Annotated in this window: 14 protein-coding genes; 10 read left to right on the top strand and 4 right to left on the bottom strand. The window is 67.0% G+C overall.

The genetic code is table 11. The annotated features are described in order from the left end of the window. From kduI to ACTZWU_RS08525, 3 genes are read left to right on the top strand one after another with little or no spacing between them, the layout of a single operon-like run. A complete protein-coding gene (kduI, locus tag ACTZWU_RS08535) occupies positions 1-825 on the top strand; it encodes a 5-dehydro-4-deoxy-D-glucuronate isomerase (RefSeq protein WP_444736933.1) in 825 nt (274 codons plus the stop codon). Then, on the top strand, positions 822-1,547 hold the full coding sequence (kduD, locus tag ACTZWU_RS08530) for a 2-dehydro-3-deoxy-D-gluconate 5-dehydrogenase KduD (RefSeq protein WP_444736932.1): 726 nt from the start codon (positions 822-824) through the stop codon (positions 1,545-1,547). Before kduI ends, kduD begins: the two co-directional genes overlap by 4 nt. A gap of 1 nt (position 1,548) precedes the next feature. Then, positions 1,549-2,952 (top strand): mannitol dehydrogenase family protein, encoded by a 1,404-nt coding sequence (locus ACTZWU_RS08525; RefSeq protein ID WP_444737161.1) that lies wholly within the window; start codon positions 1,549-1,551, stop codon positions 2,950-2,952. A 9-nt stretch (positions 2,953-2,961) separates the two neighbouring features. On the opposite strand, the gene ACTZWU_RS08520 is transcribed toward ACTZWU_RS08525, so the two are convergent. Genes ACTZWU_RS08520 through ACTZWU_RS08510 form a run of 3 tightly spaced genes read right to left on the bottom strand, consistent with a single transcriptional unit; the run spans position 2,962 to position 5,081 of the window. After that, positions 2,962-3,882 (bottom strand): sugar kinase, encoded by a 921-nt coding sequence (locus ACTZWU_RS08520; RefSeq protein ID WP_444736931.1) that lies wholly within the window; start codon positions 3,880-3,882, stop codon positions 2,962-2,964. After that, positions 3,879-4,409: a hypothetical protein gene (locus ACTZWU_RS08515; protein WP_444736930.1), complete on the bottom strand. Its 531-nt coding sequence runs from the start codon at positions 4,407-4,409 to the stop codon at positions 3,879-3,881. Before ACTZWU_RS08515 ends, ACTZWU_RS08520 begins: the two co-directional genes overlap by 4 nt. A gap of 9 nt (positions 4,410-4,418) precedes the next feature. Then, on the bottom strand, positions 4,419-5,081 hold the full coding sequence (locus tag ACTZWU_RS08510; protein WP_444736929.1) for a GntR family transcriptional regulator: 663 nt from the start codon (positions 5,079-5,081) through the stop codon (positions 4,419-4,421). A 233-nt stretch (positions 5,082-5,314) separates the two neighbouring features. Between ACTZWU_RS08510 and ACTZWU_RS08505 the strand changes: the two genes are divergently transcribed. Both ACTZWU_RS08505 and ACTZWU_RS08500 read left to right on the top strand, forming a co-directional pair. Beyond that, positions 5,315-6,136: a polysaccharide pyruvyl transferase family protein gene (locus tag ACTZWU_RS08505; protein WP_444736928.1), complete on the top strand. Its 822-nt coding sequence runs from the start codon at positions 5,315-5,317 to the stop codon at positions 6,134-6,136. A gap of 91 nt (positions 6,137-6,227) precedes the next feature. Beyond that, entirely contained in the window at positions 6,228-7,427 is a 1,200-nt protein-coding gene (locus ACTZWU_RS08500; protein WP_444736927.1) for a glycosyltransferase family 61 protein, read from the top strand. Between the two features lie 108 nt (positions 7,428-7,535). On the opposite strand, the gene pdxR is transcribed toward ACTZWU_RS08500, so the two are convergent. Beyond that, positions 7,536-9,023: a MocR-like pyridoxine biosynthesis transcription factor PdxR gene (gene pdxR / locus ACTZWU_RS08495; RefSeq protein WP_444736926.1), complete on the bottom strand. Its 1,488-nt coding sequence runs from the start codon at positions 9,021-9,023 to the stop codon at positions 7,536-7,538. 113 nt (positions 9,024-9,136) lie between these two features. On the opposite strand from pdxR, the gene ACTZWU_RS08490 reads away from it, so the two are divergent. From ACTZWU_RS08490 to ACTZWU_RS08470, 5 genes are all read left to right on the top strand, one after another. Next, a complete protein-coding gene (locus ACTZWU_RS08490) occupies positions 9,137-10,138 on the top strand; it encodes a TRAP transporter substrate-binding protein (protein ID WP_444736925.1) in 1,002 nt (333 codons plus the stop codon). A gap of 99 nt (positions 10,139-10,237) precedes the next feature. Further along, on the top strand, positions 10,238-10,789 hold the full coding sequence (locus tag ACTZWU_RS08485; protein WP_444736924.1) for a TRAP transporter small permease: 552 nt from the start codon (positions 10,238-10,240) through the stop codon (positions 10,787-10,789). Beyond that, positions 10,789-12,129, top strand: coding sequence for a TRAP transporter large permease (locus ACTZWU_RS08480; protein WP_444736923.1), 1,341 nt, complete (start codon positions 10,789-10,791; stop codon positions 12,127-12,129). The genes ACTZWU_RS08485 and ACTZWU_RS08480 overlap by 1 nt, the downstream gene beginning before the upstream one ends. Before the next feature lie 15 nt (positions 12,130-12,144). Continuing rightward, the gene (locus ACTZWU_RS08475; RefSeq protein WP_444736922.1) at positions 12,145-12,546 is read left to right on the top strand and encodes a nuclear transport factor 2 family protein; all 402 of its coding nucleotides are present in this window, start codon (positions 12,145-12,147) and stop codon (positions 12,544-12,546) included. Positions 12,547-12,554: 8 nt separating this feature from the next. Further along, positions 12,555-13,946 (top strand): NAD(P)/FAD-dependent oxidoreductase, encoded by a 1,392-nt coding sequence (locus tag ACTZWU_RS08470; RefSeq protein ID WP_444736921.1) that lies wholly within the window; start codon positions 12,555-12,557, stop codon positions 13,944-13,946. Position 13,947 lies beyond the last annotated feature (1 nt).

Raw genomic sequence — 13,947 nt, 5'->3', positions numbered from 1 at the left:
ATGACCCATGTCGAGACGCGCCACGCGATCCACCCGGACCACGCCAGGGGCATGGACACCGCCCAGCTGCGCCGGCATTTCCTGGTCGAGGGGCTGTTCGCGCCGGGCGAGATCCGCCTGACCTACACCCATTACGACCGTTTCGTCGTGGGCGGCGCGGTGCCGGGCGGCGCCAGCCTGACCCTGAACCAGATCGCCGAGACCAGGACGCCCAGCTTCCTCGACCGGCGCGAGATGGGGATCGTCAATATCGGCGGCCCCGGCCGGATCGAGGCCGCGGGCCAGGGCTGGGACCTGGCGACGGGCGATGTGCTGTATCTCGGCATGGGCGCGGGGCCGGTGACGTTTTCGGGGCAGGGGCGGTTCTACATCACCTCGGCCCCCGCGCACCGGGCGCTGCCGCACAGGCTGGTCACGGTGGCCGAGGCCAAGCATGTCCACATGGGCGCGGTGGAAACCTCGAACAAGCGCACGATCAAGCAGTTCATCCACCCGCTTGTGATGGAAAGCTGCCAGCTGGTCCTGGGCTATACCACGCTGGAAGACGGCTCGGTCTGGAACACCATCCCCAGCCACATCCACGACCGGCGGATGGAGGCCTATCTCTATCACGGCATGGACGAGGCCTCGCGCGTGCTGCACCTGATGGGCGAGCCGACCGAGACGCGCCACCTGTTCGTGGCCAATGAACAGGCGGTCCTGTCGCCGCCCTGGTCGATCCATTCGGGCGCGGGCATCGGCGGCTACACCTTCATCTGGGCGATGGCCGGCGACAATGTGGATTATACCGACATGGACTTTATCCAGCCGGGGGACCTGCGGTGAGCGCCTTTTCCCTGACGGGCCGGACCGCGCTGGTGACGGGCGCCAATACCGGCATCGGGCAGGCCATCGCGGTGGCCCTGGCGCAGGCAGGGGCCGAGGTGATCGCATCGGGTCGGCGCGACTGCGACGAGACGCTGGCGCTGATGGGGTCCGGGCGCGCGCTGCGGCTGGATTTCGCCGACCCGATGGCCGCGCAAGAGGTCTTTGCGGCCGAGCGGATCGACATTCTGGTGAACAATGCCGGCATCATCCGGCGCGACGACGCGGTGGATTTCTCGCAGGCCGATTGGGACGCGGTGATGGATGTGAACCTCAAGGCGCTGTTCTTCACCTGCCAGGCCTTCGCCCGCGCCGCTTTGCCGCGAGGCATGGGCAAGATCGTCAACATCGCCTCGCTTCTTTCGTTTCAGGGCGGCATCCGGGTGCCGTCCTACACGGCCTCGAAACATGGCGTGGCGGGGCTGACGAAGCTGATGGCGAATGAATGGGCGGGGCGGGGGCTGAACGTCAACGCCATCGCGCCGGGCTATATCGAGACCGCCAACACCGAGGCCCTGCGCGCCGATCCCGACCGGTCGCGCGCGATCCTCGACCGCATCCCCGCCGCCCGTTGGGGCCGCCCCGAGGACATCGCCCAAAGCGCCGTCTTCCTGGCCGCGCCCGCATCCGACTACATCAACGGCGCAATCCTCAACGTCGATGGAGGCTGGCTTGCCCGGTAGACTGAACCACACCCCGTCCACCGCGCCTGCCGGCATCGTCCATCTGGGTCTGGGCGCGTTCTTTCGCGCGCATGGCGCGATCTATGTCGCGCAGGCGATGCAGGCGTCGGGCGGCGATTGGGGGATCATCGGCGTCTCGCTTCAATCGCCCGGCACGCGCGACAGGCTGGCCCCGCAGGGCTGGGCCTATACCGCGCTGGAACTGGGCCCAAAGGGCGAGACGCCGCAGGTCGTGACCATTCTGCGCGACGTCCTTGTCGCGCCCGAGAACCCGCAGGCGGTCCTGGACGCGATGGCGGCGCCATCCGTGCAGATCGTCAGCCTGACCGTGACCGAAAAGGGCTACTGCCACGAACCCTCGACGGGCAGGCTCAACGCGGACCACCCGGATATCCGCCATGACCGTGCAAGCGGGCTTCCGAAATCCGCACCGGGCTTTCTGGTCCGCGCACTTCAGGCCCGGCGCGCGGCCGGTCTGAAGCCCTTCACGGTCCTCTGCTGCGACAACCTGCCGGAAAACGGCCGCGTCGTGCGGGGCGTCGTGCTGGACCTTGCGCGCCTGATCGACCCGGCGCTGGCCGAATGGATCGCGGCCGAGGGCGCCTTTCCCTCGACCATGGTGGACCGGATCGTGCCCGCGACCACGCCCGCCGATCTGGACCGGCTGGAGGCCCTGACGGGCCTGCGCGACGAGGCGCCCGTGATGCACGAGCCCTTTCGCCAATGGGTGATCGAGGACCGCTTCTGCGCGGGCCGCCCCGATCTGGGCGCGGTCGGCGCACAGATGGTCGCCGATGTGACGCCGTTCGAACATATGAAGCTGCGGATGCTGAACGGCACGCATTCCAGCCTTGCCTATCTGGGCTATCTGGCGGGTCATGAGACCATCGCCGACACGATGGCCGACCCCGTCCTTGCCGGCTATGTGACGCGCCTTTGGCGTGACGAGATCATTCCGGCCCTGACCCCGCCCGAGGGCGTCGATCTGGCCGGTTACGCCGAGGCGCTGCGGGATCGCTATGCCAATCCCGCGATCCGTCACCGGACATGGCAGATCGCCATGGATGGCAGTCAGAAGCTGCCGCAGCGCATCCTTGGCACCATCGCCGAGGGCCGCGCGGCAGGGCGCCCGGTGGCGGGCCTGACGCTGGCCGTGGCGGCCTGGATGCGCTACGCCTCGGGCAGGGGGCTCGACGGGGCGCCCATTGATGTCCGCGACCCCTTGGCCGCGCATCTGGCCGCCGCGTGGGACGACGATCCCGGCCGCGCGGTCGCGGCCTTCCTGTCGCTGGCACAGATCTTTCCGCCGGCCTTGCGCGATGATCGGGGCTTTGCCCGGGATCTCGAGACGGCTCTGCGCGCGCTGGCGGCCCGAGGCGCGCGGGGGGCGGTCGAGGCGCTTTGAGCGCAGGCCCTATCGGGGCGCCTCCGGGTTGACAGCCTCGCGGACAAGGGCGCCGGGATGGCGGATCACGCGGCGGCTGAGGTCATGGGCCCGGCCGATCGCGTGCTCGGGGGCCGCGCCCTGCAGTCGGGCGGCGATGTAGCCTGCGTTGAAGCTGTCGCCCGCTGCCGTCGTGTCGCGGGGCGTCTCGGGTTCGAGGCCGGCCACGACGCCCGCGCCATCGGCTGCGGCAAAGGCGATGGGGCCGCCGCCATTCTTGACCACGACCTGCCCCGCACCCTGATCCAGATAGCGCGCCAGCGTGGCGTCGGGGTCGGCATCGCCGAAATGGCGCGCCTCGTCATCGAAGCTGGGCAGGACCAGATCGGCGCCCGAGGCCGCGCGGTGGACCCAGTCGCGCATCGTCGCCTCGTCCTGCCAGAGGCGCGGTCGCAGGTTGGGATCGAAAGCCACGAAACAGCCCGCATCGCGCGCGCGGGCCAGCGCCGCAAGCAGGGCGGCACGGCCCGTTTCAGCCAGGATGGCCATCGTGATGCCCGACAGATACGCAAGATCGCAACCCGAAAGCGCCGCGTCCAGCGCCGCCGGATCATCGGCCAGTCCCCGTGCGGCCGAGGTGTCGCGCCAATAGGAAAAGCTGCGCTCGCCGCCCGTCAGCGTGATCGCGTAAAGCCCGATCTCGCGCCGGGCGTCGCGGCCGACATGGGCGGTCGAGATCCCCTCGGCCGCCATGAAATCCAGCGCCTGATCGGAGAAGGGTCCGGTGCCGAGCCGTGTGAGATAGCCGACATCGATGCCCTGGGGCAGCAGCCGTCGCAGATACCAGGCGGTGTTCAGCGTGTCACCCGCGATGCCGACGCGCCACAGGTCGGGCTGACCTGCGCCCGAAAGCTCTAGCATCGCCTCTCCGATGGACAGGATGCGTGTCATGGCAAAAGCTCCTTGTTGCGGGCCACCGCGGCCTTGACCCCCCGCAATCCGGCCAGCCCCTTGAGGCGTCCGATCGCGCGACAGCCGCCGCGCCGGACATCGCGCAGATGCGTGAAATGCACGCCGCCGCCAAGTCGTCGCATCATGGCGGGCAGGACCGCATCCGCACCGGGCCGCACCCGGATAGGGGTGGCGGAGGCCGCGCGATCGAACAGCTCGAAGCGCACGCAGCGCGCGCCGTTTGGCCGCCGCCATGACAGATCCGTGCGCGTCCGGATCCGGGCGATCCAGTTCGCCGCAGGGCCGCGCCAATCGCCGGGCTGGGTCTTGACCGCCTCGCTGACGGGCAGGCTTTCGACGACTTCCAAGGCAAGCCCCGACCGCGTGCCGTCACGCATCCGGGCGATGGCCTGATGGCGGGCCCCGATCCCGGCGGGGGGGCAGACGGCGCCCTTGACCCCGGCCTGGATGATGTCGTCGATCCAAACGGTGTCGGCCGCCCCGAACCGGCGCGAGGTCTGTCGCATCCGGGCCTCTCAGGTGGTGAAATAATCGGGATGGGCGGCGGCGATCTGCGGCAGCTCTTCCAGCATCTGCCGCAGATGGGTGCGGGCCGCGGCCTCGGCTGCGTCCGCGTCGCCCGCCAGCAGTGCCGCAAGGATGGCGCGGTGCTGGGCGATGGTCTCGGCCCGGTCGAAATGGCGCATCGCCATGTGGCGCAGACGGTTCATCTGCGCCTTCAGCCGCTCCAGATCGGACCAGACGGCGGGATGGCCCGCAGCCTCGGCCATGGCGCGATGAAAGAGGTCGTCGGCCTCGATGAAGGCGGGCACGTCGCCCGCCGCATGGGCGCGGTCCTGCGCGTCAAGCTGGGCCTGCATGGCCGACAGGTCCGGGCGCGCGCGGGCGACCATCCGCGCCAGATCGGCCTCGACCGCCTCGCGGATCAGGCGCGCGGACAGGATGGCGCTGGTCGAGATCCGCCCGATATAGGTGCCACGCTGCGGCAGCACCTCGGCCAGGCCATCGGCGGCCAGCCGGATGAAGGCTTCGCGGACGGGCTGGCGCGACAGGCCGACCTGCTGGGCGATCTCGGTTTCCGAGAGGCGCGCCCCGGGCAGAAGATCGCCGCGCAGAACGCAGCCATGCAGCCATTCGTGAACCTGCTGCGCGGTCGAGATGGGACGGATCAGACGCATCTCTCCCTGATACGGCATACTTCCATACAAGTCAAGTGGCGGCGCTTTTCCGCTTGTTTGCCGAGCGTTTCCGCAGGTGCCGCAGGGTCCGCCACCTTGCGTCCCAGCCCGATGCCCGCGCGCACGTTTCTGCGGTTGACACATCGTCGCAGGAGCAAGAGAAGTCGATACATGACAGGTCGCCCCGTTGGGCGGCACCCCGGTTCACGAGTTTCAGTCCAAGGAATAGTCACTTGTCCGATGCACCCCACAACGACGCGTTCCGCCTGTTCTGGTGGGCGCCAAAGTCCAAGGGTATCAATCTCGGAGACGAGATCTCGCCACTTGTGCTGTCGCATGTCAGCGGCCGCGAGGTGGTTCGCGGATCACCGAAAGACTGCGACGGCATCGCCATCGGCAGCGTGTTCAATCCGGGCATGGCGGACCGTCGCAAACGGACCAAGCCCCTGTTCGTCTGGGGCAGCGGAACGGGCAAGCCGTCGCCCTGCTCGATGCGGCAGATGTCGGTCACGATCTCGGCGCTGCGCGGCCCGTTGACCGCTGGCGAGATCAATGGCTGCCCCGATGTCCCGTTTGGCGATCCCGGTCTTTTCGTGCGCGAGATCTGGCCCGGCCCTGCCGAAGGGACCGAGCGGACCAAGATCGGCTTGATTCCGCATCACAGTATGCTGAACCACCCGGCGCTGAAGCAGTTCACGCAGGCTTTCGGCGAGGTGGAGATCCTTGATTTCACCGATCCCGACATTGCCGGGACGCTGTCGAGGCTGGCGCATTGTTCGCGCATCGTCTCGTCCAGTCTGCATGGGCTGATCTTTGCGGATGCCTACGGCATTCCAAGCCTGTTCTGGAAGGAAAGCGAAGCGACCATTCCCTGGAAATACCGCGACTACTACGAAGGCGTCGGGCGCGAAGGGTTCTGCCACCGGACCAGCGCCGAGATCGTGGAAAGCACACTGAAAGATGGCGTTGACGCGCTGCCCTTCTCGCTTTTGCCCGAGCAACGTTGCCTTGAGGTGCTGGACGGTCTGCGCGAGGCCGTCCGGTTGATGCCCTGAGCCAAGGGCTACGCCCGCACCCGCTGTTCGGGCGTGTCCGTTCAACCCGAAAGCTGGCCCCGCTTTTGGGCCGCAACGAGAGCGCGTAAAGATGCAGAGCTTTTACATCCCCGGCGTGGACGGCCCGATGGTGCCCCATCCCGATGGGACGCTTCATGGCACGGAACTCGGGCAGGCCGCAGTCGATGTGTTCGACAGCCGAACGACCTGCCCCTGGCCCCGTATCAAGGGCCGAGACGGCATGAAATCCCTGCATGGCACACGTCGCCGCAACTGGATCGTCCGCGGCTCCGGAATCGTGCCGCTTACCGATGCAGTCTGCGACCAGGGCGGGCTTTTCACGGCGCAGGACATCCCCGTCATGGGCTTTTCAGGCGCGAGCTTCTTCAGGAAGTTCATTACCAAGGGCAAGGATTACCGAGCGGGTGCGGGCATGCCCCGCATCACCGAACGCTCGCTTGTGGTGTTCATGAGCGAGACGACCAATTACTATCACTTCATTGCGGATGTCATGCCGAATCTCGCGCGTGCCATCGGCGCTGCGTCCAGTCTGGACGTCGAACAGATGGTGATCTACGGCTCCGAGCCCGAAGGCGGGTTCCGCCGTGACTATCTTGACCTGATGCTGGCGCGTCTGACGATCCCCGTTCGTTACGAGGCTGGTCCTTTCGCGGTCGATGACGGATATTTTATTGTCCACAGCCCGCATGGTTTTGCGCGAGACCCCGACACCGGTGCGCTGCTGAAGCTGCCGCAGCCCAGCCCCTATCCTTTCGGCACGGCCGAGGGGATGTGGGATTTCTTCGACGCGTTCGACCGTGGCCACGTCGCGCTGCCAGAGGCGCCTCTCCGGGCGCCGATCCTGATCGTATCGCGCGCGCATCTCGAGAACCGCAAGATCGTGAACGAGGATGCTCTGGTCGACCGGCTCGCCCCTCTTGGCGCCGAGCGGGTGATCCTTGAGAACTACAGCCTGCCCGAACAGATCGCCATGGTTCGCGCCGCGCGGGTTCTGGTCGGCTGCCACGGAGCCGGGATGATCAATGGCGGCTTTCTGGGACAGGGCGGCCGCGTCATCGAGATCACGGCCCGCCAATACGCCGCCCGGTCGCGCGATTTCGCGCGGCTGTCGCATGTGCGCCCGATCCGCTATTCCTTCATCCTCGCGGACGAGCATGGCGACCGCTTCCAGATGACCTCGAATCTGGGGAACAACATCATCATGTCACCGCAGGCGCTGGACATGGTGCATGAATGGGCCAGCCAGACCTTGGCGGCAAAGACTGACTGAAATCCGGCGCGTCGGCGGACGGCCTTCGCATTCTGGAACGGCACGAATGGCAGTCCCGCATGCGCCGGGACGACGGCCCAAACGCGGCGCCCGGCAACGGGGGGTGTCTCAGCCCGGTCTGTGGACGCTTTCCGCCAGCACCTTGTCGATCAGCCTGATCCCGGGTGCGATATCAGCGGCCGGGATTGATCCGAAACCGATCCGAAACAGCGGGCAGGGCGAGGGTGGATATTCGAAGAACACGGCTCCGGGTTCGATCAGCACACTTTCCGCGCGCAGCCGTTCCGCCAGTTCGAGGCTGTCCACATGGTCCGGGCCGCGAAGCCACAGGCTGGCTCCACCCATCGCCGAGGCTCCCTCGGGCACGATGCGGCTGTCGGCGACGGCCTGATCCAGGACCGCGCGGCGATGACCAAGGGCGTCGCGAAGCCGCGCGAGATGGGCGTCATAATGGCCAAGCGCCAGGAAATAGGCCGTGATGCGCTGCAGGTGACCGGGCGGATGCCGCAGCAGCATGGCGCGCAGGGCACGGGCCCGCGCGATCAACGGCGCCGAAGCCACCATGTAGCCGATCCGCAGGCCGGGAAAGAGGGATTTGGAGAAGCTGCCCAGATAGATCACGCGCCCGTCGCGATCCAGCGACTTGAGTGCCGGCGCCGGGGGCGCGAGATAGGACATCTCGAAATCGTAGTCATCCTCGATGATGACGAAATCACGCGCGGATGCGAGGCGCAGCAGTTCTTGCCGCCGGGCAAGGGGCATGGTCGCATTGGTCGGGATGTGGTGGCTGGGCGTCGCGATGACGAGCCGCGTCTCGTCGGGCAGATGCTGGGGGTTCAATCCATGCTCGTCCACCGGCAGAAAGGTGGTGGGGCTTTGGGCGCGCCGCAGGGTTTCCGCGAAATCGGGATAGCCCGGCTCTTCTGCGACAGCCAGCCGGTCCGCGCGGGCCAGCAACTCGACTGCCAGGAACAGCGCGTTCTGGGCGCCGAGCGTGACCAGAACCTCGTCGGGGCTGGCATAGATGCCCCGACGCGGCAGTGTGTTCGAGCAGATGTAGTCGACCAGCAGGGGATCGTCCGTGCCGTACCGGTCGGCGGCCAGCTCGGCGAAGTCGCGTGTGCCAAGCGCGCGCCGCGCACAATCGCGCCAGGCATGGTGATCGAACAGGCTGGGGTCCGGTTGACCAAAGATGAACGGATGGCGATAGCTGCGCCAGTCGGACGGTTTGCGGATGACCCGCCGGGGCATGTCGCCCTTGGACAGCCAGCGGTTCCAGTCCAAGGGCGCGCCGGACACGTCGGGGCCTGCGCTGTGTTGCAGGCGGCGGTGCGGAACCGTCGAGGCGACCGCGATCCCCGAACGGGGGCGGGTCTCCAGATAGCCCTGGCCGACCAGCTCCTGATAGACCAGCGTGACGGTCATCCGAGAGATCGACAGACCCTCGGCCAGTTGCCTGCTGGAGGGCAGCCGCGTGCCGGGCAGTGCCCGGCTTTCAAGGATCGCGCGAACGATCGCCGCCGCAAGACGGCCTTGCAGGGTCGGTGCATCGGCGTCGCGCAGGAAGATCGCGTCGGTCGAAAGTTTCGCTGCCATCTGGACCTATAATCCCCCTGAACTGGTCATATCCTCGCCGCGCGACCTCTGCAATCTTCCCCCTTGTCAACGACCGCGAACAAGCCGCGGCGCACATCACAGGGAGACATGACATGACATTCACGAAACGCATTCTCACCGTATCCGCTTCGATCCTGGCGCTTGCCATGCCCGTCGCCGCGACCGAGTTCCGGATCGCGGTCGGAGACGGCGCCGGAGGCACGCAGGAGGCGCTCGGCAAAGCCTTCGTCTCCGCCCTCCAGGAACAATCGGGCGGCGAGATGAGCGCGCAGCTGTTCCTGAACGGCCAGCTTGGTGACGAACAGGACACCGTAAGCGCGCTTGCGACCGGCACGCTGGATTTCTCGATCCTTGCCATCAACAACCTGACGCCCTTTTCGCCCAGTGTCGGCACGCTGACGCTGCCCTATGTCATCCTCAGCCAGGATGACGCCGAGGCCATCACGCAAGGCGAAGTCGGCCAGCGCATGGTCGAGCAGACGATCGAGGATGCCGGCGTGCGCATCGTGGGCTGGGGCTATTCCGGCTTTCGCGTGCTGACCAATTCCCGCCGTCCCGTCGAGACCGTCGCGGATCTGCAAGGGCTTCAGATTCGCACGCCACGCAACGAGATCATGATCGAGACCTACAAGGCCTGGGGCATCAACCCCACCCCCATGGCCTGGAGCGAGACTTTCGCCGCGCTGCAACAGGGTGTCGTGCATGGCCAGGACAATCCCTACATGACGGTCTATGCGATGAAGTTCGACGAGGTTCAGTCCTACATCACGAACATCCGCTATGTCTTTTCGATCGAGCCGCTGATCGTCAGCGAGGCGCTGTTCGAAAGCCTCACCCCCGATCAGCAGGCCCAGATCCTGGCCGCGGGCGAGGCCGCGACCCAGGCATCGGCCGATTTCCTGCGCGCCGAGGAAGCCAAGATCCGCGACGAACTGGTCGCGCGCGGCATGAAGATCAGCGATCCGGCCGATGGCGAGGCCGAGTTCATGGCCCTGGCCACCGCGCATGTCTGGCCCAAATTCTACGACCAGATCGGCGGCAAGGACGTGCTGAACACCGTCCTGGCGTCGCTTGGACGGCCTGCGGTCGAGTGACCCGGATCCGCGCGGGGGCCGTCCCCTCCCACGCGCCCGCGCGATCCTGCGCTCGTCCCGCTTCAGCCCGTCCCGCTTTGTCCTGCCGCCGAGGCCCCCATGTCCCGTTTTCTGTCCTTTGCCGACAGGTTCGAAAGCCATGTCTGCCGCATCCTTCTGGCGTGTTTCGTGACGCTGCTTTTCGTTCAGATCCTGTCGCGTCAGCTGCTTGGCACCTCGATCACCTGGATCGAGGAGCTGTCGGTCATCCTGTTCGTCTGGTTCGCCTATTTCGGGGCGTCCTATGCCGCCCGGATCACCGCGCATAACCGCATCAGCTTTCACCTCACCCTGCTGCCCCGCCGGACCGCACGTCGGATCGAGGCCCTGGGCGACGCCTTCTGGGTCGGGTTCAACCTGGTCTTCATCTGGTATGCCATCGAATTCATCAGCCGGCTGCGGCCCTTCGTGCGCGCCCAGACCCTGGGATGGGAGATGCGCTATGTCTATCTGGCGCTGCCCGTTGCCTTTGGGCTGATGACGTTGCGCATCCTGCAGGTGAATTACCTCAAGCTGGTGCGCGGCATCGATCCGGCGGACCCCGACCGTGTCAGCATCGAAAAGGCGCAGGACCTGGCGGCGGACCCCCGGACCCCGGAACAGGTGCGCTGATGGACGGGTGGCTGATCCAGATCCTGTTCGGCAGCTTCGCCGCGCTGCTGATCCTTGGCGCGCCGATCACGGTGGCGCTTGGCGTGGCCTCGCTGGCGGCGATGCTCTACCTTGGGGACAACCCCATCAAGATGGTTCAGATGGCCTGGTCCTCGGTCGGGTCCTTTCCGCTGATGGCGCTGCCCGCCTTCATGCTGGCCGGCGCCCTGATGGAGGCCGCGGGCCTGTCCCGCCGCCTGATCAACGTGGCCGAAAGCCTTGCCGGGCCGTTCACGGGCGGATTGTCGGCGGCGACCATCATGGCCTGCCTGTTCTTCGGGGCGATTTCGGGCTCGGGACCCGCGACCACGGCGGCGGTGGGCATGCTGATGATCCCCGCGATGTCGCGTGCGGGCTATGGGCCGGGCTATGCGGCATCCGTCACGGCGGCGGCCGGAGGGCTGGGGATCATCATCCCACCCTCGATCCCGCTGGTCATCTTCGGCATCTCGGCCATGGGCATGCAGCCCCCGCCCGAGGCGATCGCGGCCCATGGCAGCTTTCAGTCCGTGTCGATCTCGAAGCTGTTCATCGCGGGGTTCCTGCCGGGCGTCGTCATGGCGGGGGGGCTGCTGACCATGAACTACATCCGCTGCCGGATGCGGGGCTTCCACGGCTCGGCCGAGACGCTGTCGCCGCGCAGGATCGCGCTGGCCTGCTATCGCGGCTTCTGGGCGCTTCTGGCCCCCGTGGTTATCCTGGGCGGCATCTATTCGGGGCTCTTCACCCCGACCGAGGCCGCGATCGTCGCCATCTTCTACACGCTGTTCGTCGGCGCCGTGATCTATCGCGAACTGAACCTGCGGGCGCTGGTCACGGCCCTGGACACGACGACATGGCTGGCCGGCCGGGTGCTGCTGGTCCTGTTCGCCGCGACCATCTTCGGCCGCATCCTGGTCGAGAACCAGATCCCTGCCGTCATCGCAGGCGGCATCCTGTCGCTGACCGACAACCTCTATCTGATCTGGGCGATGGTCATCCTGCTTCTGCTGATCGTGGGCATGTTCATGGAGACGCTGGCCGCCATCATGATCCTGGTGCCGGTGATGCTGCCGGTGGCCTACATGATGGGGATCGACCCGATCCATTTCGGCATTGTGATGATCTGCACTCTGTCGGTGGGCTTTCAGACCCCGCCCCTGGGCGAGAACCTGTTCATCGCCTCGGGCATCTCGGGGGTGTCGATCGAGCGGATCAGCCTGCGCGCCATTCCCTTCGCCCTCGCCTCGATCACCGCGATCTTCATCATCGCCATCTTCCCGGACATCGCCCTCTGGCTGCCCCGGATGATGGGCTACTGACCTCAAGGAGTCCCCATGACCCAGCCCCGAACCCTGACCGCCGCAGACCTGAAGGCCACGTTCGACGCCTTCAACCGCCATGACATCGCGGGCGTGATGACCCATTTCGCGCCGGACTGCGTGTTCTTCACCGTGGCGGGTGACCATGAATACGGTAACCGCATCGAGGGAAGCCAAGCCATCGCCCGTGCCTTCGAGGGCGTCTGGACCGCCATGCCCGACGTTGAATGGGCCGATCACAGCCATTTCCTGTCCGAGGACGGCACCCGCGGGGTCAGCCAGTGGACCTTTCGCGCGACCAATCCCGACGGCACCCGGACCGAGGTGCAGGGCGCCGACCTGTTCCGCATCAGGGACGGCCTGATCGTCGAGAAACAGGCGATCCGCAAGCAGCGCCCTGCGGTGGCAGCGAAATAGGTGACGCCATGGACGCTATGACCCCCCGGGCCGGCGCAAGGCGCTATGACCCGCTCTATGATCCGATGACCGCCCGCGCGATCGGTCCCTGCGGCGGCTATGCGCCCACGTACTGGATCGGCACCGCAGGCCCCGCGCCCGACGATGACGGACCCGTCACAACCGATATGGATGTCGATGTCGCCGTGATCGGATCGGGCTATACCGGGCTGTCCTGCGCGATCCACCTGGCCAAGATGCACGGCATCAAGGCCGTCGTGCTGGAGGCGAACGGCGTCGCGCATGGCTGCTCGACCCGCAATGGCGGACAGGCCCAGATCAGTTCCGGGCGGCTCAAGCGCAGCCAGTGGATCGAACGGTGGGGCATGGATGTGGCGCAGGCCCTGCACGCCGAGGTGGTCGAGGCGTTCGATCTGTTCCGTGGCCTGATCCGTGACCATGCCATCGACTGTCAGCCGCAGGATGGCGGCCATTACTACATCGCCCACAAGTCCCGCGCGCTGCCCGCGCTGGAGGCCGAGACGCGGCTGCTGAACGACCGCTTCGGCTACGGCGCCCGGATGCTGGACCGGACCGAACTGCACCGCGACGTCGCCCGCGACATGGAGGGGCAGGGCGCCATGTGGGAACCCGACGGCGTCGGCGTCCATGCCGCAAAGCTGGCCTTCGGCTATCTGCGCGTGGCACGCGAACTGGGCGCCCGCGTGCATCCCGACAGTCCGGTGCAGGGCTGGGTGATGAAGGACGGGCTGCACCACCTGCGCACCCCCGGCGGCACGGTCCGGGCGCGGCGCGTGGCGGTTGCGACGGCGGCCTATGCCCCGCGCGGCCTGCATCCGCGCCTTCGGGACCGGATCATGCCGATCATGTCCAACAGCATCGTCACCCGCCCGCTGACCGGGCCCGAGCTTGACGCCGTGGCGATCCGCAAGCTCTCGCCTCTGACCGACACCCGCACGCTGCGCCACTATTACAGGCTGCTGCCCGACAACCGGCTGCAGATCGGGTCGCGCGCCGCGATCACCGGCAAGGATGCCGCCAACCCCGCCCATCTGGCTGCCCTGCGCGAAGGGATGGCGCGCAAGTTCCCCGCCCTGCGCGGCATCTCGTTGGATTACAGCTGGTGGGGCTGGGTCGATGTCAGTCACGACATGATGCCCCGCATTACCGGCCTGCCCGACCTGCCGGGCGCGTTCTATGCGCTTGGCTATGGCGGCAACGGGGTCATGTATTCCGCCATGGCCGGCCGCCGCATGGCACAGCTGGTCGCCGGCGAGGCGATCCCGGACCTGCCGATCTTCAACACCGAATTGCCGCATGAGGGCTGGAAAACGCCCTTTCGCAGGCTGGGCCAACGCGGCCTCTACCGCCTCTACCACTTCCGCGACGAACGCAAATAGG

Source organism: Paracoccus sp. NSM (genome assembly GCF_052379855.1).
In the GTDB taxonomy this organism is placed as follows: domain Bacteria; phylum Pseudomonadota; class Alphaproteobacteria; order Rhodobacterales; family Rhodobacteraceae; genus Paracoccus.
This window is presented reverse-complemented; position numbering and strand designations above follow the sequence as displayed.